This window comes from Emcibacter sp. (genome assembly GCF_963675455.1).
In the GTDB taxonomy this organism is placed as follows: domain Bacteria; phylum Pseudomonadota; class Alphaproteobacteria; order Sphingomonadales; family Emcibacteraceae; genus Emcibacter.
Window position 1 is genome coordinate 1,434,038 of record NZ_OY776217.1, and the last position, 21,890, is coordinate 1,455,927.

A 21,890-nucleotide genomic window follows, 5' to 3' on the forward strand; every position below is an offset into this window, starting at 1 on the left:
AATATGAATTAAGTGTATGAATCATTTTAGTCTAAAAGAAGAGGATATTTCCTCCCCATCCCACTGCAATATAGGAGACAATGCTGTCATGGCTGCCAAAAACCTTGAAGAAGTATTGAACGCCGCGGGTAACACTGTGGAAATGCTGCGCAACTCTAAGATCGGTGCCTATGTGTATCCGGTTGTGCCGACCGAATTTTCCAACTGGCGTGACGAACAAAAAGCATGGCGCGAAACTGCCGTTCTGTTTGATCAGTCCCACCATATGGTTGATCTGTTCGTAAATGGTAAGGATGCTTTCAAGCTCCTGTCAGACCTGACCATTAACAGCTTTGCCAACTTCAAGGTTGGAACCGCCAAGCAGATGGTTCCCTGCTCACACAGCGGTCATGTGATCGGTGACGGTATCCTGTTCCGTATGTCAGAAGACGAGTTCGTCTTCGTCGGTCGTAACCCCACGGCCAACTGGATTCAGTTCAATGCCGAAACAGGTGGTTATGATGTAGAGGTTATCTATGACAACCGTTCTCCGTCCCAGCCGATGGGCAAGCCGGTTGTGCGCAAACATTACCGCTTCCAGATCCAGGGTCCGAATGCCAAACAGGTTATCGAGAAACTGAACGGCGGCCCGGTTCCGGAAATCAAATTCTTCAACTTTGACTTTATCACCATCGCCGGCAAAAAAGTGCATGCCCTGCGTCACGGTATGGCCGGCGCACCGGGTCTGGAAATCTGGGGCCCCTACGAAGATTACGAACTGATCCGCTCCACCATCCTGGAAGCCGGTGAAGAATTCGGTATCGTGGCCGTTGGGTCACGGACCTATGCCACCAACACCCTGGAATCTGGCTGGATCCCGTCTCCGCTGCCCGCTGTTTACACAGACGAGCGCATGAAAGCCTACCGCGAATGGCTGCCTGCCGGCAGTTATGAAGCCATGGGGTCCATCGGTGGGTCCTTCGTTTCCGACAACATCGAAGACTATTATGTAACTCCGTATGAACTGGGTTATGGTCCGTTCATCAAATTCGACCATGACTTTATCGGCCGCGAAGCTCTGGAAGCCATGGACAAAGGCGCGCAGCGCAAGAAAGTGACACTGGCCTGGAACGGCGAAGATATGGCGAAACTGTTTGCCTCTTACTTCACCGGTGAAGAGAACGGCAAGTTCTTCGACCTGCCGCTGGCCAACTATGCCTCTTCCAACTATGACGCCATCATGGCCAACGGCCACCATGTCGGTTTCTCCATGTTCACCGGTTACAGCAACAACGAACGGACTGCCCTGTCCCTTGCCACTGTTGATCAGGACATCCAGGTTGGTAACGAGGTTACTGTTATCTGGGGTGAGCCGAACGGTGGATCAGGCAAGACAACTGTCGAGCGTCACACGCAGATGGAAATCCGCGCCATCGTGAGCCCGACACCTTACTCAGCCGTTGCCCGTGAAGCTTACGCCGACAGCTGGCGGACCAAAGGCTAAGGCCTGGTTTTTAGTAAGGTAATAAATTGAAACGACAGCCGCGCCAAAAGGCGCGGCATTGTCCCTCTTTATCCCCAGCTATCAGTAAATGAAATGGCGGTGACGACAATGACTACTCAACAGACTGCACTCAGCAAATTTTTGACAGGCTACACCGCGGAAGTGACTTCCGGTGATGGCAAGTCAATCAAGGCCGCCAGCGAAAAGATGGCTCCCGGTTCGGAAGTTTTTGTGGCGTCCCTGCCGAAAAACACCCTGGACGACCTGGTGGCGGCCATTGTCAAGCTGAGCGAGTCCGGCCTCAATGCCGTGCCGCATATTGTCGCCCGCAACATTAAAGATTACGCCACCCTTGATGAGTTGCTCGGACGTCTGGTTAAAGACGCCGGATGTGACCGTGCGCTGGTGCTCGGCGGCGACCGGGATGAAGCCGTGGGCGAGTATAGCTCCAGCCTTGAACTGATTGAAACCGGCCTGTTTGAAAAACACGGCATCAAAAAGATTTATATCGGCAGTTATCCGGAAGGACACGCCCGTATCCCTGATGACGTGCTGGAACAGGCCATCCGGGACAAGCTGGCGGCTGCAGAAAAAGCGGGCCTTGAAGTGGAGTTGGTCACCCAGTTCTGTTTTGACGCCAAACCGTTCATCGAGATGGCCAGACGTTTTCGCGCCCAGGGTATTACAGCACCTTTGCGGGCCGGTGTTGCCGGTCCGGCAAACCGGATGACTTTGATCAAATATGCCATGGCCTGCGGTGTGGGCGCGTCCCTTCGGGCGCTCAAGGAACGCCAGGATATGGCCAAGAATATGATTGTCGGGGAGACTCCCGAGGGTCTTCTGGCAGAGCTGGCAGAAGCCAACGAGGCAGACCCCTCACTGGGCCTGAGCGGCGTGCATTTCTTCACCTTCGGGTCGCTGATCAAATCCGCTGATTTTGCCAGTGAGCATATGGCTGGCTAATTCCCCCAATAATACCGACCACTCAAGGCAGGTCGTTCTCTTTATTGAGGCGGCCTGCTTTTTTTTATGATCAGTGGGCGGTCTGGGCACCATCAACAATAAACGTCTGGCCGGTGGTGAAGCTGGCGGCATCAGAGCAAAGATGCAGAATCATGCCGCACATTTCTTCCGGGGCGGCGCCACGGCCGATCGGGCTTGCTTCGAGGAAACTGGAGATAAATTCCTCATCCTGGAACCAGGGTTCGGTCATCGGCGTGCGGACCAGTCCGGGGGCCAAGGCATTAATGCGGATACCCTGCCGGGCATATTCTATGGCGGCGGCTTTGGTCAGGCCGACCACGGCGTGCTTGGCGGCCACATAGGGTGCCATCTGGGGGTCTGCAATCACCCCGGCGATGGAGGCTGTGTTCAGAATGACACCGCCGTCATTTTCCAGGAAATGGCTGATCTCTGCCTGCATGCAGTTGAACACCCCTTTCAGGTCGACGGCAATGGTGCGGTCAAAGTTGCTTTCCGTCACTTCATGGAAGGGGGTCGGCGGCGGCAGAATTCCGGCATTATTGAAGGCCGCATGAACCCTGCCGTACTGATTTACGCACTTCGCCAGCAGACTGTCGACCTGGCTCCTGTCTGTGACATCAGTTGGCTGATAGGTTGCCGAGCCGCCCCGGCTTTTGATTATTTCCGCGGTTTCGCCGGCCCGCTCGTCAACATCGCCGATCATGACCGCCGCGCCGGCATTGGCAAAGGCGAGCGCTGCGGCCCGTCCGATTCCTGTGGCGCCGCCGGTAACAAGGACGGTTTTATCTTGGAATTCCTGCATGACTTTCTCCCTAAACCCCGATTGTTGTTTCAATATACGCTTGATTCCCCAATAGGGGTGCGACTGGAGGTGCATAAAAGCAAGGCTGGTTGTGCACTGTCCAGGTCGACGTTTTCTAGTCCTTGGTTGCGCTGCCCCAGTACATGAAGCTGGCAAACTTGGGGCCTTCTATATAATCCGCAGTCATGTCTTCGGGTTTAAACCCTGCTTCCCTGATCATGCTGTTGATGTCCCGGTTCAGGTTGCATCCGCCCAAGACCTTTTTCCAGATGTTGTTCCACCGGTCCTGGAAATGGGCCACCGCCTCGTCCGGGGCGCGGCCATGCTCGGAGAACAACAAACGTCCTCCCGGCTTCAGAACCCGTTTCATGCCTTTCAACGCCCGCGCGGTGTCCGGGATGGTACAGAGGGTATAGGTCATTACGATGGTATCCACGGAATTTTCATCGAGAGGGATTTCCTCTGCCTCCAGGCCAAGATAATCTACCTCGAAGGGGGTTTCTGATACCCGGTCGCGGGCCAGTTTGCGCATGCCTTCGGAGGGTTCCAGCGCCCAAAGTTTTTCCACTTTGTCAGCGGTGTAATAGGGCAGATTATGACCGGACCCGAATCCGACCTCGAGAATCCGGCCTTGTGCATGGGGAACAACCTTTTCCCGCAGCCCCTTTACGTTATCCATCCCACAGGCGGCATTCACAATGTGGGGGAGAATACGTTCACTATAAAAACCCATTTTTTGTCCCTTTAAATACTTAGAAAATTCAAAAGATAAATTTCCGACATTAGCCTCCAGAATATAAAATATTTCACATTTTCCGGGGAATCGAAACAGAAAATTGTATGTCATGCATATTTTATGTCATAATGACGGAAATTTAACGGTGGCCTGAACGGCGTTATGACCAGCCGGGGCGACAATGGGAAAGCGGGAGGTTTAAATGAAGACAAAATTCAGAGTACTGATCGTCGGCATATTTTTTTCTTTATGGTGGAACGTGAGCGCGGCCCAGCCGGCGCTTGAGGTTCAGACCATGCTCACCAGTGAGGACAGCCTCTATGCCAATATCACCCTGATCAAGGGTGAAAAGAATATGGTGCTTGTGGATGTGCCTTTTACCCGGTCGGACACGCATCGCCTGATTGCCGACATTTTGGAAACCGGCAAGCATCTTGAAACCGTAATCATTACACATGATCATCCGGATCATTTTTTTGGTCTGGACCTGCTTATGGATACCTTCCCCGAGACGAAGGTGGTGGCCCACCCGCAGGTGGTCAGGGATATCTGGCGTTCAATTCCCATAAAATTCAAACGCTGGAATCCGATGTTGGGTAACCAGGCGCCTCACCATCCTGCCGTCCCGGACGCCGCGGTTGAGCAGGACGGCGCTTACGGGGTGGATCTGGAAGGACATCGTGTTGAAATACTGGGCCCGATGCAGGGCGACCATGTCCATGCGACAGCCGTCTGGGTACCGTCGATCAAGGCTCTTGTCGCCGGTGACCTGATTTATAATGGCATGTTTCTGTGGCTGGGCGAGCATCTGGCACCCCAGCGACTGGCGTGGCGGAAAGTACTGGATGAACTGGAGGCCCTGAAGCCGGAGATCGTTGTCGCCGGACATAAACAACAGGGCATGCCCGACGATATGTCCTCTATCCGCTTCAGCAAACATTATCTGGATGTTTTCGAGGAGCTGGTCGCCGTCAGCAAGGACTCAAAGGATCTGGCCGCCAGGTTGCGCAAGGCTTTCCCGGACGCCATTGACGTGGTCAATGATTTCCTGATCACCTATTCGACGCAGGTGGCCATGGGCGAAATTCCCCCCTGGGATGAATGAACGATTGCGTTCTGGCTACAAGGCGTGCTGGTTCCGGGTAATGGCCTGACTGACCAGAGGGAAATGCTTGCGGCTGATGGGGATTCTTTTCGCCGCATTCGTTGAAAAAATAACCTCACCGGTTTCACCGTGACGTTTATATCCCACAACCCTGTCCAGATTGACGAGGTGGCTACGATGTACTTTTATAAAACCATGTTGATCAAGGACATCTTCCAGTGACGACAGGCGTCTGTCACAGAAGTTTTCTTCAAGGCTGCCCTGCTCGTTCAGATGGCCGATCTGGGTATAATGACCCGAGGCTGAAATATAGAGGATACTCGAGGATTTGATAAACCGGACTTCCCCGTTTCTTGAAATCTGAATGCTGCTGTCATCCTCAGTCTGGAGTGGGTCGTGGTTCTGCTTGTCTCCGCCTGTTCCTGCCGCAGGCGTGCCGTTGGTGCTGCCGAAAAGATGGTAAAGATTGGAGGCTGGCTGATCGGGAGTGAGCTCAGTGGAAATATTTAACGGACTGAATTTTGTCTGGGGGGAAACATCCGGGCCGTTAAAGCTGACTTTTACGCTATCGGTCGATAGCTCCTTGCGCCAGGTGTCTGACAATGAATAGGCGAGTTCAAATCCCAGGCGTTTTTTCCTGCGGTAGGTGCTGTCCGTGGCATTGGGCAGGGAAAGAAGCAGGAAAGCATCCAAAAGAAGAAAAGTAACCAGGGCGATAATGCCGGCCAGATAGGTGTTGTCGATGGCAGAAGGTACAATATTGATACTGCTGTCCAGATAATCAAACCGGGTGCCGAACATGGCTACATAATGCATTGCCGAAATGCCGATACCCAGGATAATTGACGCCACAATATGATTTCGCCCCTTCATGGCTGACGAGGTCAAGACCCGCAACGCAACCCAGGAAACCCCCACACTGATGGCAAAGGCGCTGATGATGCCGATGTTGCTGTAGGTCACCCTGCAGACGATCCGCAGGGCATCCATGCCAACATAATGCATGGCGGAAATGCCCAGACCCATGAGGACGGCCCCGACCAGACGGCCATAATGGTTGAGGACACCGGACGTGGCCGCATACAGAGCGAGGCCCGTTAAAACAACCGCAACCAGGGAGGACATCAGCGTGGGGAGAAAGGCATAGCTCGCAGGGATGGGGAGCTGAATGGCCAGCAAACCGATGAAATGCATCGACCAGATCCCGACGCCAAGCGCAAGTGACCCGCAGGCAACCCTGGTCTTGTAGGAAATATGCCGGGTGGCCCGGGCTTTCGCCAGAATGATGATTGCCGTATAGGTGCCGAGCATTGCGGCACAGACGGACAAGACCACCAACAGAAAGTCATAATGAACAATCATTACGAAACATTATCCCAAGTAGCTTATGTATCTTCATTGAGGAAAAGATACATGAAGAAATTAAATTCGAGCCACTGGTGCACTATTCGCCAGCCAGTGGCGGCCTCCATTTTTTTATGCTTAAATCCCCCGGCACTACGGCCACTGGATTCCCGACAAAACGGGACAGCTTATCTCCTCGACCTTAAAAAATAATCCCAAACAGGGACTGGATCAATCACTTTCGTAAAATCATGATCTCAGGGCCCGGTGGTAAAAACAGGTCCCCCGTTTTCTTGAGGGGCAATTGTCAGGAAGCGCCGGGGTGAGCAGAAGCCTGAATGAGTGCCGGGAGACTCGGCTTTTCCCGGATGTGGGAAGACGTCATTCGTAACTCGTTTTTCAGGCTGAAATATCGCCATTGGTGAAAGAAGCACGTACTTCACGCACGTACAGGATGAAAATATTGCATGGTTTTTATCCTTGCTGTTAGCCTTCCTTCAATAGGGAAAAGGGAGGCGATACAAGTATTCTTGTTAGTCATGTTTTCCGTGAAAAAAACTTCAAACAATTTCCAATGAAAGGCCAAGAATATGATTCCTGGGAGTTTTGAATATTTATGCCCGACATCCAAGGGTGACGCCCTGAAGATGTTGGCAGAAGGAGGGGAGAATACCCGTGCCCTGGCTGGAGGTCACAGTCTCATCCCAATGATGAAACTCAGAATGGCGTCCCCTGAGAAGCTTGTCGATCTGGGAAAAATTGACGAACTCAGGGGCATCAGGGTTGAGAAAAAACACATCATTATCGGGGCAATGACGACCCAGCATGAAATGATTAATGATGAAACGCTTCACAGTGCCTGCCCGATTATACGGGAAGCCGCACTTTTGATCGCGGATCCCCAGGTGCGTTATTGCGGCACCCTCGGCGGCAACATCGGCAACGGAGATCCCGGCAATGACATGCCGGGTCTGATGCAGTGCCTGGACGCAACATATGTCCTGGAAAGTGTTGACGGATCCCGCGAGGTGGCAGCCAGGGATTTCTATCAGGGGGCATATTTTACGGCCCTGAATACTGGTGAAATTGTCACCCAGGTCAAAATTCCCAGACCGGCAGAAAACCATGGTTTTGCCTATACCAAACTGAAAAGAAAAGTGGGCGATTATGCCACTGCGGCGGCCGCGGTCATTCTTGAAATGTCCAAAGGCAAGGTTAAGGCCGCATCGATTGCGCTCACCAATGTGGCTGATACGCCGCTCTATGCGGAAGACGCCGTCAACCTGATTGTCGGAACAACGCTTGAAGATGGCGACATTGACAAGGCGGTTAGCGCAGCTGAAGCAATTACAAGCCCCGTCTCTGATGGCCGGGGAACGGCAGAATACAGAACGAAAATGGCAGGTGTCATGGTTCGCAGGGCACTTGAACTTGCCAGGAACCGTGCCGGAGAATCTAAAAGTGGAGGAGTAATGGGATGGCTAAAAGGGTAGTCAATTTAACCGTCAACGGTGAACAGCAGGAAATGCTTGTTGAAGACCGTGAACTGTTAATTCATACGCTGCGGGAGCAGATGCTGCTCACCGGGGCGCACATCGGCTGCGATACGACGCATTGCGGTGCCTGTACTGTTGATGTTGACGGCCGGTCGGTGAAAAGCTGCACCATGTTTACGGTGCAGGCCGACGGGGCCGATATCACCACTGTTGAGGGCATGGCCAGTCCGGACGGCACACTGCATGTTTTGCAGGAAGCTTTCCGGCAGGAGCATGGGCTGCAATGCGGCTTCTGCACGCCCGGCATGATCATGCGGGCCCATCGCCTCCTACAGGAAAATCCAAACCCCACCGAAGAGGAAATCCGCTGGGGGATTTCAGGCAATTTATGTCGTTGCACCGGTTACCAGAATATTGTGAAGGCTATCCAGCATGCGGTTGACAAAATCAACGAGAGGGAGGCGGCAGAATGACTGATCAAGCCACTGTTTCCGCGAAGGAAAGAGAAGACAAGCTCGAAGGTATCGGGTGCAAGAGGAAAAGAACCGAGGATATTCGTTTCACCCAGGGACGGGGGAATTATGTCGATGATGTGAAACTTCCCGGTATGCTGTTCGGTGATTTTTACCGCAGCCCCTATGCCCATGCCCGCATTAAAAATATCAACAAGGAATCTGCCCTGAAAGTGGACGGGGTCCTGGCTGTTATCACGGCCGAGGATCTGATCCCGCTCAATCTCCATTATATGCCGACACTGGCCGGGGATGTTCAGGCTGTTCTGGCCCATGAAAAGGTCCTGTTCCAGAATCAGGAAGTCGCCTTTATTGTCGCCAAAGATCGTTATGCAGCCGCCGACGGGGTCGAAGCCCTGGAAGTGGAATATGAAGAGTTGCAGCCGCTGGTGGATCCTTACAAGTCCATGGATGATGATGCCCCGCTGCTTCGCGAGGACATCAAGGACAAGAAAGAAGGCGCCCACGGTCCGCGGATACATCACAATCATATCTTTACCTGGACGGCCGGTGACGAACAGGCCACAGAAGAGGCCTTTGCCAAGGCTGATGTTGTGGTCAAGGAATATCTGGCGCATCCGCGCGTGCATCCCTGTCCGCTGGAAACCTGCTGTTCCGTGGCAAATATGGACAAGATTACCGGCCAGTTGACGCTGTGGGGAACATTTCAGGCTCCCCATGTGGTGCGCACAGTGGCCTCTCTGATTTCCAATATTCCGGAACACAAGATCCGGGTGATTGCGCCCGATATCGGCGGCGGCTTCGGCAACAAGGTCGGGGTATATCCCGGTTATGTATTGTCCATTGTGGCCACTATCGTCACCGGCAAGCCGGTGAAATGGGTCGAGGACCGGATTGAAAACCTGACCACGACGGCGTTTGCCCGGGATTATCATATCACCGCCGAACTGGCCGCCACCAAGGACGGTAAAATCCTTGGCCTCAGGTCCCATGTTCTTGCCGATCATGGCGCCTTTGACGCCTGTGCCGATCCGACCAAATATCCGGCCGGTCTCTATCATATCTGTACGGGATCCTATGATATCCCGACAGCATTTGTGAAGGTGGACGGGGTCTATACCAACAAGGCGCCGGGCGGGGTGTCCTATCGCTGCTCCTTCCGGGTGACCGAGGCGGCCTATACCATCGAGCGGATTATCGAGGTCCTGGCCCAGAAACTCGATATGGATGCAGCCGATCTGAGGAAGAAAAACTTCATCCAGCCGGATCAGTTCCCCTATAACTCGGCTCTTGGCTGGGAATATGACAGCGGGGATTATCCAACGGCGATGGCAAAAGCCATGGAAGCTGTTGAATATGAAAAGCTGCGCAAGGAGCAGGCCCGGCAGTTGGAGGACTTCAAGTCCGGAAAAACCCGCAGCCTCATGGGGATCGGTATTTCCTTCTTCACCGAGATCGTCGGGGCCGGACCTTCCAAGAACTGTGATATTCTCGGCATCGGCATGTTCGACAGCTGTGAGATCAGGGTGCATCCGACCGGTGCGGCCATTGCCCGGCTCGGCACCAAATCACAGGGGCAGGGGCATGAAACAACCTATGCCCAGATCCTGGCGACCGAAACCGGTATTCCGTCCGATATGATCACCATTGAGGAAGGCGACACCGATACGGCGCCATACGGTCTTGGCACCTATGGCTCACGTTCCACACCGGTGGCAGGCGCTGCCTGTGCCCGGGCCGGTCGCAAGATCAAGCAGAAGGCGCAGCTCATTGCCTCGCATCTGCTGGAAGTGCATCACAATGACCTTGAATGGGATGTGGATGGTTTTCAGGTCAAAGGAAATCCTGAAAAACGCAAGTCCATGAAAGAACTTGCCTGGGCGGCCTACAACAATGTGCCCCCCGGCATGGAAATGGGGCTTGAAGCGGTGGATTATTATGATCCGCCAAACTTCACCTTTCCTTATGGCGCCTATTTCTGCGTGGTGAATATCGATGTGGATACCGGCGAGACAACGATCAAACGGTTCTATGCTCTGGATGACTGCGGCACCCGCATTAATCCGATGATCATTGAAGGCCAGGTTCATGGCGGCCTGACCGAAGCCTTCGCCGTGGCGATGGGGCAGCTCATTCATTATGATGAATATGGCAATGTCCAGGGCGGCAGCCTGATGGACTTCTTCCTGCCGACAGCGGTCGAGACGCCTCATTGGGAAACGGATTATACGGAAGTTCCGAGTCCGCATCATCCGATCGGCGCGAAAGGGGTTGGCGAAAGCCCCCATGTTGGCGGGGTCCCGGCCTTCTCCAATGCGGTGAATGATGCCTTCAGGAAGCTGGGCGGAGTGCACACCCATATGCCGCATACGGCTGCAAATGTGTGGTCATATGCCAAGAGTCTGGGACTGTAGAGACCTTTGATCCCTGATTGACATAAAAACTTCGGGGAAGGGCAAATGAAACTGAATTTGCCCTTCCTTTCTTTGACTTCAATGGTTCCGAAAGTGTAATTGATGAGTGACTTGCGGCAATATCGGCAGTATCTGGAACAGGGCTCCTATGTGGGAGATGATGTTCTTGCGACCGCGCTTTACATGGCTGAAAAACTGTCCCGTCCGCTTCTTCTGGAAGGGGAAGCCGGGGTCGGCAAGACATTCGTCGCCAGTGCTCTTGCCCAAGCCATGGACCGGAAACTCATCCGCCTGCAGTGTTATGAAGGCCTTGATGCCACCCAGGCCATTTATGAATGGAATTACCAGCGGCAGATCCTGACCATTGCCCAGAAGGCAAACGACCAGGCGCCCGTTTCCGATCAGGAACTGTTTTCCGAGGAATTTCTCCTGAAGCGGCCGCTTTTGCAGGCTATCACGCAGGATGAACCGCCGATCCTGCTGATTGACGAGATTGACCGGGCCGATGAGGAATTTGAAGCCTTCCTGCTGGAACTTCTGGCGGAGTTCCAGATTTCCATCCCCGAATATGGCGTCGTAAAGGCAAAGTCCATTCCTCTGGTCATCCTGACGTCCAATGGCACCCGGGAACTGTCCGATGCCCTGAGGCGGCGCTGTCTGTATCACTATATCGATTATCCCGATGCGGCGACGGAACTGCGAATTGTCCAGAAACGCGTACCGGATTGTCCCCCGGGGCTGGCCAGCCAGATTGTAAGGTTTATCCAGAACCTGAGGCGGGAAGACCTGAAAAAGATTCCCGGCATTGCCGAGACCCTGGACTGGACGGCGGCCCTTGTCGGGCTGGATGTCTCCGACCTGGGAGACGATGTGGAGCTGGTTCACAATACCCTGTTGTGTGTGTTGAAAACCCGCGAGGATATCGAAGCCATGCCGGTTGAAATTGTCTCCAAACTGATTGCGAAATCGGCATGACAGAAGTGACTGAACAATATGTTCCCGGTTTTGAGGCGCGTCTGGTGCAGTTTGCCAGACTGCTTCGGGATAATGGCTACAGTGTCAGCCAGAGGGACGTCGGCGATCTGTGCTCGGTGATGTCCCTGGAGGATACCCTCAGAGAACGCAGGTTCCGTCAGACCCTTCAGGTGATGTTCTGTTCAAGTCCGTCGGAAATTTCCCGGTTTGACGAGATTTTCAACGCCTACTGGAACCAGCAGGTTGGCCGGAAACGCACCCTTATGCGACAGAAAACAGCTTCTCAACAGGTGGCGGCTTCGCGGGAGCGGGAGGAAGGTCCGGGTCAGCAGGGTAGCGGTCTGGCGCACTATTTTGAATGGCGGCGTCAACAGGAAGAAGATGCTGAAGAAACTGCGGCGGAAAAGGATCCGGGGCAAAGCCGTCAGGCCGGCCAGTCCGGTATCAGTACGAGTTCCCGGGCCGACCTGGGTAAAATCAGTGATCCCGAAGAGTTTGACAAGCTGATGGCGCTTGCCGAACGTCTGGCCCGACAGATGCGCTACAGGATTGCGCGCCGCTACCGGAAATATAACAAGGGCACTGTGCTTGATCTGCGGCGTACCCTTCGTCATATGGTCCAGACCGGCGGGTTGCCGGTCAAGTTACGGAAGAAATTCAAGAAACGCCCGCCCGTTTCCTTGCTGACTTTTGTGGATGTGTCCGGATCAATGGATTCCTATTCCCTGTTTTTTGCCAGGTTTGTCCATGCCCTGACCGGTGGATTTGTCAAATCCGAGGCGTTTCTTTTTCACACGCGTCTGGTCCATATCACCCAGACCCTGAAGGAAGCCAATCCAATTAAAATGATGGAAAAGCTTGCCCTGATCAGCCAGGGATGGTCCGGCGGGACAAGAATCGGCGATGCCCTGGCCACCTTCAATAAAAATTATGCCCGCAAATATACCGGCAAACGCACCGTCGCCATTATCATGAGTGACGGTTATGACACGGGGGCACCTGAAAAACTGGAGGCCGAGTTGAAAAAGCTCAAGTCCAGATGCTTCCGGATCATCTGGCTTAATCCCATGCTGGGCCGGGAGGCTTACGAACCTTCCACCAACGCCATGCAAAAGGCGCTGGGGCAGATTGATGTTTTTGCCCCGGCCCATAATCTGCGGTCCCTGCTTCTATTGGAGAAGTATCTTGCAAACGCGTGACGAATTCCAAATTCCCCCTCTTCACGAGGCCGGTCTGGTGTCCAGGTTTATTCATAACTGGGACGGAAAAACGCCCTATGTGCTGGTCACCATTATCAGGGTGTCCGGACATGCGGCGGCCAAGCCCGGCGACAAGGCCATTGTTACGTCCGGGGGCGATATTATCGGGTCTATCGGCGGCGGATGCCTGCGCGGGGCGGTGGTCAAGGCGGCAAGGATGGCGATTGAAACCGGCGAGCCGCAGTTTATCCGGACGGTGCCAAAAGACAAAATCGATGAAGTCCCCGAAGAAGAGGATATCAAAACCTACCCGAGTGCCTGCCCCAGCCGCGGCGAAGTGGAAGTGTTTCTGGAGCCGGTAAAACCAAAACCGGTACTTGTTGTTTTTGGCGAGACCGAGCTTGCCCATACTCTTGTTGCTTTTGGCAGGGCTTTGGGCTTCAAGGCTGTTCATGGCCTCAGCGAAACAGACGGGGGGTCGGCAGGAACGGAAAGTTTTGACCTTGATAGTCTGTCCGGGGAGAGTAATCTGAAAGCCGATTATATTGTGGTTGCCACCCAGGGGGTGAAAGATAAAATTACCCTGGAGGCCAGCCTGAAAAGTAGTTGTCCCCATGTCTTCTTTGTTGCCAGTGTCAAAAAAGCGAACTTCTGGAGGGAACGGCTTGGTGAGGCGGGCATGACGGACAGGGAGATGTTGAAACTGATCTCGCCGGCAGGGTTGCACATCAGGGCGGAATCACCGGCTGAAATTGCCCTTTCCATATTGGCCCAGATCGTTCAGATAAAGAATGAAAAACAGGAACAATCCGTTGAAAGTAACGGGGGAACAAGTGAACGGAAATAAATCCGATATCGAGATCATCGTCCTTGCGGCAGGCCTGTCCCGGCGCATGGGGGCTGCCAACAAGCTGCTGGCGACCCTTGACGGAGAGCCGCTGGTTCGCCGCGCGGTTGCACGCTACCGGGCCTGTTCCGACCGGCTCATCGTGGTGCTGGGGCATGACGCGGACAAGGTGCGCACGGCGCTTGAGGGGCTGGATGTGAAATTTGTCTTTAATCCTGATTATGAAGCCGGCAGGCAGTCTTCTGCCCGGGCCGGGTTTCAGGCGGCGGAAATGGATGGTCCGGGAGTAATGCTTGGTCTGGCGGACCAGCCCCTGCTTGAAGCCGGGGATATTTCACAGCTGATCGAAAGCTTCCTGGCCAGCGACCAGAGCAAGATTTTTATCCCCTATTATAACGAGCAAAGGGGAAATCCGGTCATTTTCCCGGCGGCTCTCGCCCGACAAATCAAGTCGGACAAGGCGGTGCCGGGCTGTCGGAAATTTATCGATGCCCATCCTGAGCTTGTTTGCCGGGTGCCGGTGACCAACAATCATTTTATGACCGACATGGACACGCCGGAAGAAGCCGAGCTTCTTGGAGCAACACTCAATTGATGTACTGAAAACAATTAGGACGACTTAAATGAAGATTACAGGTGAAAATGAAGTTCCGGCAACAAAGGAAGAGGTCTGGCAGGCCCTGAATGATCCGGACGTGCTGGCGAAATGTATTCCGGGATGCGAAAGTCTGGAACGGGTCGGGGAGAATTCTTTCAAGGCCACCGTCACCAACCGGATTGGTCCCGTAACGGCAAAATTCGATGGCAAGGTTGACCTGACAGACCTGGATCCGCCAAACGGCTATACCCTGATGGGATCTGGCAGCGCAGGCTCCATGGGGAATGCCAAAGGCGCGGCCAAGGTCAGCCTCACTGAAACAGAAACCGGCACCAAACTCAGCTATGATGTGGATGTGGAGATCACCGGCAAGATTGCCCAGCTGGGCGGCCGTCTGATCCAGAGCACCGCCAATGTGCTTGCCGGTCAGTTTTTCAAAAAACTCGCCCGGGTGATCGGCGAGGAAACCGGTGCCGAGATGCCGGCAGAGGCTGCGGCGGGGCCAAACTGGGTCAAATGGGGTCTGGTTCTCGTCGCCGGTGTGGCTGTTGCGGCCATCGCCTATTTTATATTGGGCTGATTTGACAAGGAAGAATTGAAATGGGATTGGGTAAGTGTTTTCTGGGTGCATGTCTGGCACTGATGATGCTTGCCCCCCTGCATGCGGCAAGACCAGCGGGCGCGTCGTACGATCCGGGTCTGCCATGGGTTTTTGTCTGCTCTTTCGCCGGGGCCTATTACTTCAATCTGGAAACAGGTGAGCGGCGGAATATTCCTCTTCCCGACATGCCCGAAGCAGCAATCGCCTGTCACGCCCCCTTCAGGCGGGAGTGAATTCAGTCTGTGGAGGTGTCTTTGACGACCCGGCTGTAGAGCTTGATGATTTCCGCAAGGGTCGAGATCGCTACCATTGAAGCATCTCTCAAAGAAGAAACCAGGCCGATGGGGCCTTTGATCCGATCCATGTCTTTTCTCTCCACACCGATGTCTGCAAGCTGGTCACAGCGGATGGCGTGGGTTTTCCGGCTGCCGAGGGCGCCAATATAAAAGGCCTTTCCGGCGAGGGCAGACCTGAGCAGTTCTGTCTCCCAGCTGTGATCATGAAACATCAGGACAAAAGCCGTGAACCTGTCATCATGAATGTCGATGGCGGAGTGGGGGGATTTTAACAAAATGGTTTGCCGGGCGCCGAATTCCCCGGCTTGTCGGAGGCAGTTCTCATCCGGGGACTGTACAATGACTTCGAAACCCGACGCACAGCCCAGGCGGGTAAGGGCCAAGACCTCGGCCCCGATGCCGGCAATGCGGATCTGCAGTTTGGGCAGGCATTTGACAATGAAAACGTCCTGCCCCTGCCAGTGCGAGGTCTGGGTCTTTTCCCCGCTGGTTTGGAGAGATCCATTCGTGCCCACCAGCAGCTGACATTCCCGGCGGGCGGACAATATTTCAATGGTTTTCAGGACAATATCCTGATCGGGGTTCGGTGTAATCAGCAGGTCAATGGCCCCGCCGCAGGGAAGGCGGATGTCCATAAAGGGGGAGCCTTGCCCGTAACGGACTTTTGCCGGCTCGTTGCGGGCCATGGCCTCCTGCGCCTGAAAGACCAGGTTGCCGTCCACGCAGCCGTTGGAGACATAACCGGCCACAGTGCCATCCTCCAGCACAGCCATGAGGGCGCCGGGGGCGCGGACAGACCCGCCCAGGGTTTCGGTAACCGTCACAAGGGCCGCCTTTTTACCCGCGAGCTGCGCTGTGTGAATGAAGGTTAAAACATCCAGCGGGTGATCAAAGTTTTGCATTGTCATCGGTGAATAAGGCTGCCTGTATTATCTGCTGATACCTGTTTCAGGGACCAAACCCGCCCTGAACTTCTCTGCCTATAGTAAGATATTGCCTTTCCGATGAAAATTGCTTTCCTTCCCCCTTCGGAAGTTTATTTCGTATTTCGAGATAAATTACCCACTCTTCATGTTTTTTGCTTCAAATCCACACAAAGAGTATCTTTGTCAGCGGTTCAGAGTCGTCAAAACGCCCGCTTTGATTCCGAATGACGCTTGTTTAAATAGGGGCCGAGCAGGATCAGGGCGGCGATAATCGAACCGGAAGCCATAACCATGGCAACTCCGCCGCGGCCCATGCCTTCCGCCATCAGGAAGCCGGTGATAACGGGGCCGATAGTGGATCCGCCACGTCCGGCCCCGACCACAAAACCTGTGCCGGTTGCCCGGAGGGTCGTGGGAAAGGTTTGCGCCAGCAGGGCGTAGAACCCGACAGTGCTGGCATACATGCAGAAGCCAAGCAGGAAGCCGACGAATTTCAGCAAACCCAGTTCGGGGGTGATCTGGCCAAAAAGAATGACAAAGAAACCGGTGGACAGCATCAGGCAGACAAGAAGTTTGCGCAGGTCAAGGAATGTGGCGACCCAGCCGAAGAGGGCGCCGCCGATGATTCCCCCGACACTGACCCAGACCGAAACCGTGGTGCCGACAACCTTGTCAAAGCCCAGCGCTGTCACGATCGACGGCACCCAGCTCAGTATGTAATAAATGGTCATGATGTTGAGGAAATAGCTGAAGGTCAGGGCCAGGGTCTGGCTCAGGTTTCCGGTGGTGAAAAGGTCCATAAAACCTGCCTTTTGAAGTCCGGGATCCGGCAGCCTGATATGGCTGGCTTCGCTATGCCCCATGCGGCGCAAAATTGCGTTGGCCTGTCCGAGAGCCGTTTCGCCTTTTCGGGTAATCAGGAATTCTATGGATTCCGGCTGGAGGAAATAAATAACCGGCAGAATGGCAAAGGCCACGCAACCGCCAAAGATAAAAACAGACTGCCAGCCGTAAAAGGAAAGCAAGACAGCCGCGGCTGAACCGCCCAGAAAACCGCCAATGGCATAGCCTATGCCCATCATGCAGACGGAAAAGTTACGACGTTTCTCATTTGAAAATTCGGCACTTAACGCATTGATGGTGGGGATCATGCCGCCGATGCCCAGGCCGGTGATAAAGCGGATGACGGAAAGAGTGATGATATCCGTGGCAAAAGCCGATGCAAACATGCCGCCGCCCATGATAAGCAGGCACAGCAGGATGATGCGACGGCGCCCTATCTTGTCGGCAAGGGGAGCAAGGGTGAAGGAGCCTATGGTCATGGCGATCAGCCCCGTGGATATCACGATACCAATGACTTCCGGACCCAGGTCCCAGTCATGGGCAATGCCCGGTGCGGCAAAGGTAATGGCAAGGATATCAAAGCCATCCAGGGCGTTCAGGAATATGCACATGCCGATCACCAGAATCTGGTGCGCCTTCATGGGTTCCTGATTAATGATGTCGCGCGGGTCTTTGTTCATTGTCGGCTTCTCCCTATAGATACCGTATTTTTTGTTGTTTATCTGATAAAGACCCGACCGGCGTCCTGCTCAGGATTTCTGACAGTTGATCATTCCTTGACCCAGTTTTCAAGGGCTTTGGTAACGTCCTCGGGACGTTCTATCGGCGCAAAATGCCCGGCGTCTTCTATCACCGCCAGTTTTGCATTCTCCAGCCCGGCCAGCATTTCTTCATGCTGGGCCAGCGGGCTCCACTGATCCTGACGTCCGACAACCAACAGGACCGGGCATTTTATACTGGGAAAAAAATTTGCGGCATCCGGGCGGTCCAGAAGGGCCTGGATCTGGCGCTTGTGTTGGTCTGGATCTGCCCTGAGGACCATGGCCGTCAGGGTGTTCATCAGTTTCTGGTCCCTGTGACGGTCCTCATGCACCATCGGCGGCAGCCATTTCTCCGCCAGCGCTTTCATGCCTTCATTATAGGCCAGATCTACAAGAACCTGTCGTTTGGCTTCTTCCCCTTCCTTGCGGGGATGAATACCGGTGTCGATAAGGGCCAGCTTTTTCACCCGTTCGGGGGCCAGTTTCACCATTTCTATGGCAATCCGGGCGCCCATGGAATGGCCGGCCACATATAAAGGTCCGGTGGTGTTGTTCAGAATGTCTTCAGCCATTTTGGTCAGGGAGATTCCGGCAGATACATCGGCGATCCTCACAGGCAACAGCTTTTCAAGTGTCTCTGCAGCATGTTTCCAGACAATGGCATCGGAAAGAAGCCCGGGGATCAGGATGAGTGTGGGGGAAGAACTGCTCATTTTAGGATTTCCGGATTTTTACGGAGTGCATTTGATATCCACGGTACCCTGGCGTTTTTTAATCAGCCAGCGGTCGCCGGTTTTTTCCAGTTCGTCGGAAAAACTGCCCACCAGCAGCGGGGCGCTGGTCTGCAAGGGGGGTTCTGTGCCCGCTTCGGCAGACATCAGCAGGACCCGGCTATAGGCATGGACCAGGGTCGGGCTTTTGACCTCGAACAGGCTGTTGACCAGCATATGGCAGGTCGCCCGCGGCGGCCGGGCCAGAAGGGATTTCAGGATTGCCTCTCGGCCCCGGAAGGGATTATCGGGATCGCTGGGCCTGGCGAGGACCGCATCTTCCGTGTAACAGTCGGCCAGTTCCTGCCAGCGGCCCTGATCCAGGAGATTTGTAACCCGGTTCAGCAGCTGTTGGCAGTCCCATTCAATGGACCGTCTTTCTTCTTCTGTCATATTCATGCCTTCCTGATTTCAATAAGACGCGGGGAGCCCTTATAGATTTCCTCTACAAGGTCTGCACGGTTTTGCAGGACAGCCCGCTGGTTGACAGATCCCTTGTCTGTTACCTCATTGGTCACACTGGAGGGTGGGGTTTCGACCAGCAGGATACGGCGTACCAGGGTCGAAGAGCCCGTGCTTTTGGCGGCCATTTCATTCAGTTTCTGCTGGAAGAAATTTCTGACCTCCGGATTGGAGACAAGAACGCCCGGTTCGGCGTCGGGCAGCCCGGCAATCTCCTTCAGAACCTCAAAGTTAGGGAAAATCAACGCGCCGAGGAAATCCCGGTCGGCCCCGGTAATGGCTACGTCCTTGACGGCGTTTTCAAAATGATCGATTACCTTGTCCCGCAGGATGCCGGTTGTGACCCAGGTGCCGGTATTCAATTTGAAGTTTTCGGCCGTCCGTCCGTCAAACAGGAAACCCTTGGAGAAGTCACCGGGAACCACGGGTTTGAGGGCGTCACCAAAGCAGTAGAAACCTTCTTCATCAAAGGCTTTTTCCGTGGCCTTGGGGTTTTTGTAATATCCCGGCATGATGTTCGGGCCGCGCACGCGGGCGTCCAGTTTTCCGTCCATGGGTACGAGCTTTAACTCCACCCCACTGCAGGGGAGGCCCATATTGCCGGACTCTTCCTGGGGCCAGGTGCAAAACAGAGCCGGTGGCGAAGTTTCCGTCGCGCCAAGACCGGTGCCGATCAGGATTCGGGTCCCGGTGGTGGCCACGGCCTGTTCTTCCAGGGTGTTCCAGGTGTGCTGGGACAGTTTTGCGCCGGCGTACCAGAGCATTTTCAGGTTCTTGAAGAATTTTTTACAGAAGTCCGGGTGGGTCTTCATATGATCAAGAAGCATCTCAAAGCCCTTGGGCAAATTAAAATACCAGGTCGGGGAGACATCTTCCAGATTGCGGATGGTTTTGTAAATATCCGCCGGTGTCGGGCGGCCGTCATCAATATAAAGGGTGCCGCCGTTGAACATGACCATGTAAAAGACCTTGTTACCGCCGGCGGTATGATTCCAGGGGGCCCAGTCAAGGACGACCACCGGTTCATCCCGCAGGAAGAGGAATGTTTCCTGGATCATGACCTGTCCGGCTGCAATCATGCCGTTTGTATTGATTACCGCCTTGGGGGTGCCGGTGGATCCGGAAGTGAACAGGAATTTTACGATGGTGTCTTTGTTGACCTTTTTATAGGCTTCATCGACGGCCTTTGTGACCGGAGTGCGTTCGGCTTTTGCATAGTCGATGCCGTCGTCATTTTCACTGTCGCCAAACAGCAGTTTTGTATCCTTTTCGGCGATAGCCGCAATGGCTCCGGCGAAACCGTCTTTCTCCGCCGCAAAGATCATGCCCGGGTTCAGTGGCGGGACAATTTCCCTGAGCCGCTTGTATTCGGTATTGGGATTTGAATAGGCGGCTGATACCGGCGCATAAGGCACGCCAACATAGGCGGCAGCCAGCCCCAGGAGGGCATGTTCGAGATCATTTCCGGATAAAATAAGGAGCGGCCGGTCGGCGCTCAGCCCCTGGTCCAGAAGGAACTGGCCGAGGCTTCGTATCTTTTCCAGGGCTTGCCCATAGGTAACCCTGCGCCAGTCACCACCACCTTTTCTGTCGGCCAGAAAAAGACGGTCCGGCACCGTTTTGGCAAAATGCATCAGCGGATCGATAATACGGTCCGGAATTTCAGGAAGGGGTTTTTCCTCGGTAATATAGATGGTTCCGTTTTCGGCATACCTGACGTTAATTTTTGGTTCCCACAGGGATACTTCACGCAGGGGGGCGTTTTTCCAGGAGGGTTCAGTTGTCTTAATCTCTGCCATAAAATCAATTCCCAATATGCATGCCCGAAGGAATGTAAATTTATTCCTTCCTTACTGAATCGATAATGTATCCTATCGATAAAAGGGATACAATAATTATGTTTATTTTGAAAAAAAGGACTTATTGGTCAATTATTGGACACAAAAGTAGGTATTTCTCTCAAGCGGCCGTCCTGTCGAAAACTCTATCAGGCGGTCCTGGGGCATACCCTTTCAACCGAAAATCCATACTGGAAATTTTAGCTGGGTTTGGGGGGGCGTGATGTTTTTTTACTCGTGGAGAACATGCTTTCAAACTGGATCTTGCTGTGTTCCTTGAACAGGGATTCCACCCGCTCGCCGTCACCTTCGCGAATGGCGTTGGCAATGGCGTGATGGTGACCGTGGGCCCTGAACATCAGTTCATAGGCCCGGTCCAGCCCGACCTTGTCGAAAACAATTGCCGAAGGGGCAATGAAGGGGACGTGATAGAGCCGGTCGATGAAGGATTCCAGCAACGGCGACTGGCAGTTCTCAACGATTGTCCGGTGAAAACGGATGTTCATTTCACTATAGAGATTCTCATCGTCGTCGGTGACATACCGTTTTTTGAAAATCTCGTCTCCTGCAATGAGGCATTTTTCCAGTTCCCTGAGGACTTCCTGGGAGGCGCCGTTCCGAGCCAGGGTGCGCCCGGCCAGGGCTTCCAGTGTACCGCGCAGTTCAATAGAGCGCAGGGTTTCCTCGTCATTGAATTCCTTGACGGCATAGCCTCGTTTGCCGACAGGGATAAGGAAACCTTCCGCCGCGAGGGCAGGGAGGGCGCTACGAATGGGGGTTCGGGATGTGCCAAGTCGTTCGGCAAGGCCTGCTTCGGTCAGGCGCTCCCCTGCTGAAAGCTCCCCCGACAGAATCATTTCCCGTATTTCCTGAACTGGTTTTTTTGACATATTATTCTGCAATTATTCCCCTCTGACTTACTTCTTTATACTAAACT

At 54.0% G+C, this 21,890-nt stretch carries 21 protein-coding genes; 12 read left to right on the forward strand and 9 right to left on the reverse strand.

Features of this window, described 5'->3' with window-relative positions; genetic code table 11:
* Positions 1 to 88: 88 nt before the first annotated feature.
* Both ligM and ACORNT_RS06445 read left to right on the forward strand, forming a co-directional pair.
* Positions 89 to 1,483 carry a vanillate/3-O-methylgallate O-demethylase gene (ligM, locus tag ACORNT_RS06440; RefSeq protein WP_321396993.1) on the forward strand — a complete coding sequence of 465 codons (1,395 nt, stop codon included), beginning with the start codon at positions 89 to 91 and terminating at the stop codon, positions 1,481 to 1,483.
* Positions 1,484 to 1,591: 108 nt separating this feature from the next.
* Positions 1,592 to 2,446 (forward strand): methylenetetrahydrofolate reductase, encoded by an 855-nt coding sequence (locus tag ACORNT_RS06445; protein ID WP_321396996.1) that lies wholly within the window; start codon positions 1,592 to 1,594, stop codon positions 2,444 to 2,446.
* A gap of 70 nt (positions 2,447 to 2,516) precedes the next feature.
* Here ACORNT_RS06445 and ACORNT_RS06450 read toward each other — a convergent pair whose 3' ends face one another.
* Both ACORNT_RS06450 and ACORNT_RS06455 read right to left on the reverse strand, forming a co-directional pair.
* On the reverse strand, positions 2,517 to 3,269 hold the full coding sequence (locus tag ACORNT_RS06450; RefSeq protein WP_321396999.1) for a glucose 1-dehydrogenase: 753 nt from the start codon (positions 3,267 to 3,269) through the stop codon (positions 2,517 to 2,519).
* 115 nt (positions 3,270 to 3,384) lie between these two features.
* Entirely contained in the window at positions 3,385 to 4,002 is a 618-nt protein-coding gene (locus tag ACORNT_RS06455) for a class I SAM-dependent methyltransferase (RefSeq protein WP_321397002.1), read from the reverse strand.
* A 205-nt stretch (positions 4,003 to 4,207) separates the two neighbouring features.
* On the opposite strand from ACORNT_RS06455, the gene ACORNT_RS06460 reads away from it, so the two are divergent.
* Positions 4,208 to 5,110 (forward strand): MBL fold metallo-hydrolase, encoded by a 903-nt coding sequence (locus tag ACORNT_RS06460; protein ID WP_321397005.1) that lies wholly within the window; start codon positions 4,208 to 4,210, stop codon positions 5,108 to 5,110.
* A 15-nt stretch (positions 5,111 to 5,125) separates the two neighbouring features.
* On the opposite strand, the gene ACORNT_RS06465 is transcribed toward ACORNT_RS06460, so the two are convergent.
* The gene (locus tag ACORNT_RS06465; RefSeq protein ID WP_321397009.1) at positions 5,126 to 6,472 is read right to left on the reverse strand and encodes an MHYT domain-containing protein; all 1,347 of its coding nucleotides are present in this window, start codon (positions 6,470 to 6,472) and stop codon (positions 5,126 to 5,128) included.
* Between the two features lie 572 nt (positions 6,473 to 7,044).
* Here ACORNT_RS06465 and ACORNT_RS06470 point away from each other — a divergent pair.
* The 9 genes from ACORNT_RS06470 (at position 7,045) to ACORNT_RS06510 (ending at position 15,290) form a co-directional block, all read left to right on the forward strand.
* Complete coding sequence (locus ACORNT_RS06470) at positions 7,045 to 7,947, forward strand: xanthine dehydrogenase family protein subunit M (RefSeq protein WP_321397012.1); 903 nt, start codon at positions 7,045 to 7,047, stop codon at positions 7,945 to 7,947.
* Positions 7,932 to 8,423 carry a (2Fe-2S)-binding protein gene (locus ACORNT_RS06475; protein ID WP_321397014.1) on the forward strand — a complete coding sequence of 164 codons (492 nt, stop codon included), beginning with the start codon at positions 7,932 to 7,934 and terminating at the stop codon, positions 8,421 to 8,423. Before ACORNT_RS06470 ends, ACORNT_RS06475 begins: the two co-directional genes overlap by 16 nt.
* Positions 8,420 to 10,837 (forward strand): aerobic carbon-monoxide dehydrogenase large subunit, encoded by a 2,418-nt coding sequence (locus ACORNT_RS06480; RefSeq protein ID WP_321397018.1) that lies wholly within the window; start codon positions 8,420 to 8,422, stop codon positions 10,835 to 10,837. The genes ACORNT_RS06475 and ACORNT_RS06480 overlap by 4 nt, the downstream gene beginning before the upstream one ends.
* Before the next feature lie 102 nt (positions 10,838 to 10,939).
* Complete coding sequence (locus tag ACORNT_RS06485; protein ID WP_321397021.1) at positions 10,940 to 11,812, forward strand: MoxR family ATPase; 873 nt, start codon at positions 10,940 to 10,942, stop codon at positions 11,810 to 11,812.
* Positions 11,809 to 13,011 (forward strand): vWA domain-containing protein, encoded by a 1,203-nt coding sequence (locus ACORNT_RS06490; RefSeq protein ID WP_321397023.1) that lies wholly within the window; start codon positions 11,809 to 11,811, stop codon positions 13,009 to 13,011. Before ACORNT_RS06485 ends, ACORNT_RS06490 begins: the two co-directional genes overlap by 4 nt.
* A 37-nt stretch (positions 13,012 to 13,048) precedes the next feature.
* A complete protein-coding gene (locus ACORNT_RS06495; protein WP_321397027.1) occupies positions 13,049 to 13,858 on the forward strand; it encodes an XdhC family protein in 810 nt (269 codons plus the stop codon).
* Positions 13,845 to 14,453, forward strand: coding sequence for a nucleotidyltransferase family protein (locus tag ACORNT_RS06500; RefSeq protein ID WP_321397029.1), 609 nt, complete (start codon positions 13,845 to 13,847; stop codon positions 14,451 to 14,453). The genes ACORNT_RS06495 and ACORNT_RS06500 overlap by 14 nt, the downstream gene beginning before the upstream one ends.
* A gap of 28 nt (positions 14,454 to 14,481) precedes the next feature.
* A complete protein-coding gene (locus tag ACORNT_RS06505; RefSeq protein WP_321397032.1) occupies positions 14,482 to 15,036 on the forward strand; it encodes a carbon monoxide dehydrogenase subunit G in 555 nt (184 codons plus the stop codon).
* A 20-nt stretch (positions 15,037 to 15,056) separates the two neighbouring features.
* On the forward strand, positions 15,057 to 15,290 hold the full coding sequence (locus ACORNT_RS06510) for a hypothetical protein (RefSeq protein WP_321397036.1): 234 nt from the start codon (positions 15,057 to 15,059) through the stop codon (positions 15,288 to 15,290).
* Between the two features lie 2 nt (positions 15,291 to 15,292).
* Here ACORNT_RS06510 and ACORNT_RS06515 read toward each other — a convergent pair whose 3' ends face one another.
* The 6 genes from ACORNT_RS06515 to ACORNT_RS06540 form a co-directional block, all read right to left on the reverse strand.
* Positions 15,293 to 16,261: an XdhC family protein gene (locus ACORNT_RS06515; RefSeq protein ID WP_321397039.1), complete on the reverse strand. Its 969-nt coding sequence runs from the start codon at positions 16,259 to 16,261 to the stop codon at positions 15,293 to 15,295.
* A 218-nt stretch (positions 16,262 to 16,479) separates the two neighbouring features.
* Positions 16,480 to 17,802, reverse strand: coding sequence for an MFS transporter (locus ACORNT_RS06520; RefSeq protein WP_321397041.1), 1,323 nt, complete (start codon positions 17,800 to 17,802; stop codon positions 16,480 to 16,482).
* A gap of 89 nt (positions 17,803 to 17,891) precedes the next feature.
* Positions 17,892 to 18,596 (reverse strand): alpha/beta hydrolase, encoded by a 705-nt coding sequence (locus ACORNT_RS06525; protein ID WP_321397044.1) that lies wholly within the window; start codon positions 18,594 to 18,596, stop codon positions 17,892 to 17,894.
* Positions 18,597 to 18,614: 18 nt separating this feature from the next.
* The gene (locus tag ACORNT_RS06530; RefSeq protein ID WP_321397047.1) at positions 18,615 to 19,046 is read right to left on the reverse strand and encodes a nuclear transport factor 2 family protein; all 432 of its coding nucleotides are present in this window, start codon (positions 19,044 to 19,046) and stop codon (positions 18,615 to 18,617) included.
* A gap of 2 nt (positions 19,047 to 19,048) precedes the next feature.
* Positions 19,049 to 20,914: a feruloyl-CoA synthase gene (locus tag ACORNT_RS06535; RefSeq protein WP_321397050.1), complete on the reverse strand. Its 1,866-nt coding sequence runs from the start codon at positions 20,912 to 20,914 to the stop codon at positions 19,049 to 19,051.
* A gap of 239 nt (positions 20,915 to 21,153) precedes the next feature.
* Entirely contained in the window at positions 21,154 to 21,843 is a 690-nt protein-coding gene (locus ACORNT_RS06540) for a GntR family transcriptional regulator (RefSeq protein ID WP_321397052.1), read from the reverse strand.
* Positions 21,844 to 21,890 lie beyond the last annotated feature (47 nt).

What these genes read in the sequence shown, in the direction of transcription:
- ligM (WP_321396993.1), top strand. Translation starts at nt 89, where the DNA reads ATGGCTGCCAAAAACCTTGAAGAAGTATTGAACGCCGCGGGTAACACT.
- ACORNT_RS06445 (WP_321396996.1), top strand. Translation starts at nt 1,592, where the DNA reads ATGACTACTCAACAGACTGCACTCAGCAAATTTTTGACAGGCTACACC.
- ACORNT_RS06450 (WP_321396999.1), bottom strand. Translation starts at nt 3,269, where the DNA reads ATGCAGGAATTCCAAGATAAAACCGTCCTTGTTACCGGCGGCGCCACA.
- ACORNT_RS06455 (WP_321397002.1), bottom strand. Translation starts at nt 4,002, where the DNA reads ATGGGTTTTTATAGTGAACGTATTCTCCCCCACATTGTGAATGCCGCC.
- ACORNT_RS06460 (WP_321397005.1), top strand. Translation starts at nt 4,208, where the DNA reads ATGAAGACAAAATTCAGAGTACTGATCGTCGGCATATTTTTTTCTTTA.
- ACORNT_RS06465 (WP_321397009.1), bottom strand. Translation starts at nt 6,472, where the DNA reads ATGATTGTTCATTATGACTTTCTGTTGGTGGTCTTGTCCGTCTGTGCC.
- ACORNT_RS06470 (WP_321397012.1), top strand. Translation starts at nt 7,045, where the DNA reads ATGATTCCTGGGAGTTTTGAATATTTATGCCCGACATCCAAGGGTGAC.
- ACORNT_RS06475 (WP_321397014.1), top strand. Translation starts at nt 7,932, where the DNA reads ATGGCTAAAAGGGTAGTCAATTTAACCGTCAACGGTGAACAGCAGGAA.
- ACORNT_RS06480 (WP_321397018.1), top strand. Translation starts at nt 8,420, where the DNA reads ATGACTGATCAAGCCACTGTTTCCGCGAAGGAAAGAGAAGACAAGCTC.
- ACORNT_RS06485 (WP_321397021.1), top strand. Translation starts at nt 10,940, where the DNA reads ATGAGTGACTTGCGGCAATATCGGCAGTATCTGGAACAGGGCTCCTAT.
- ACORNT_RS06490 (WP_321397023.1), top strand. Translation starts at nt 11,809, where the DNA reads ATGACAGAAGTGACTGAACAATATGTTCCCGGTTTTGAGGCGCGTCTG.
- ACORNT_RS06505 (WP_321397032.1), top strand. Translation starts at nt 14,482, where the DNA reads ATGAAGATTACAGGTGAAAATGAAGTTCCGGCAACAAAGGAAGAGGTC.
- ACORNT_RS06510 (WP_321397036.1), top strand. Translation starts at nt 15,057, where the DNA reads ATGGGATTGGGTAAGTGTTTTCTGGGTGCATGTCTGGCACTGATGATG.
- ACORNT_RS06515 (WP_321397039.1), bottom strand. Translation starts at nt 16,261, where the DNA reads ATGACAATGCAAAACTTTGATCACCCGCTGGATGTTTTAACCTTCATT.
- ACORNT_RS06520 (WP_321397041.1), bottom strand. Translation starts at nt 17,802, where the DNA reads ATGAACAAAGACCCGCGCGACATCATTAATCAGGAACCCATGAAGGCG.
- ACORNT_RS06525 (WP_321397044.1), bottom strand. Translation starts at nt 18,596, where the DNA reads ATGAGCAGTTCTTCCCCCACACTCATCCTGATCCCCGGGCTTCTTTCC.
- ACORNT_RS06530 (WP_321397047.1), bottom strand. Translation starts at nt 19,046, where the DNA reads ATGACAGAAGAAGAAAGACGGTCCATTGAATGGGACTGCCAACAGCTG.
- ACORNT_RS06535 (WP_321397050.1), bottom strand. Translation starts at nt 20,914, where the DNA reads ATGGCAGAGATTAAGACAACTGAACCCTCCTGGAAAAACGCCCCCCTG.
- ACORNT_RS06540 (WP_321397052.1), bottom strand. Translation starts at nt 21,843, where the DNA reads ATGTCAAAAAAACCAGTTCAGGAAATACGGGAAATGATTCTGTCGGGG.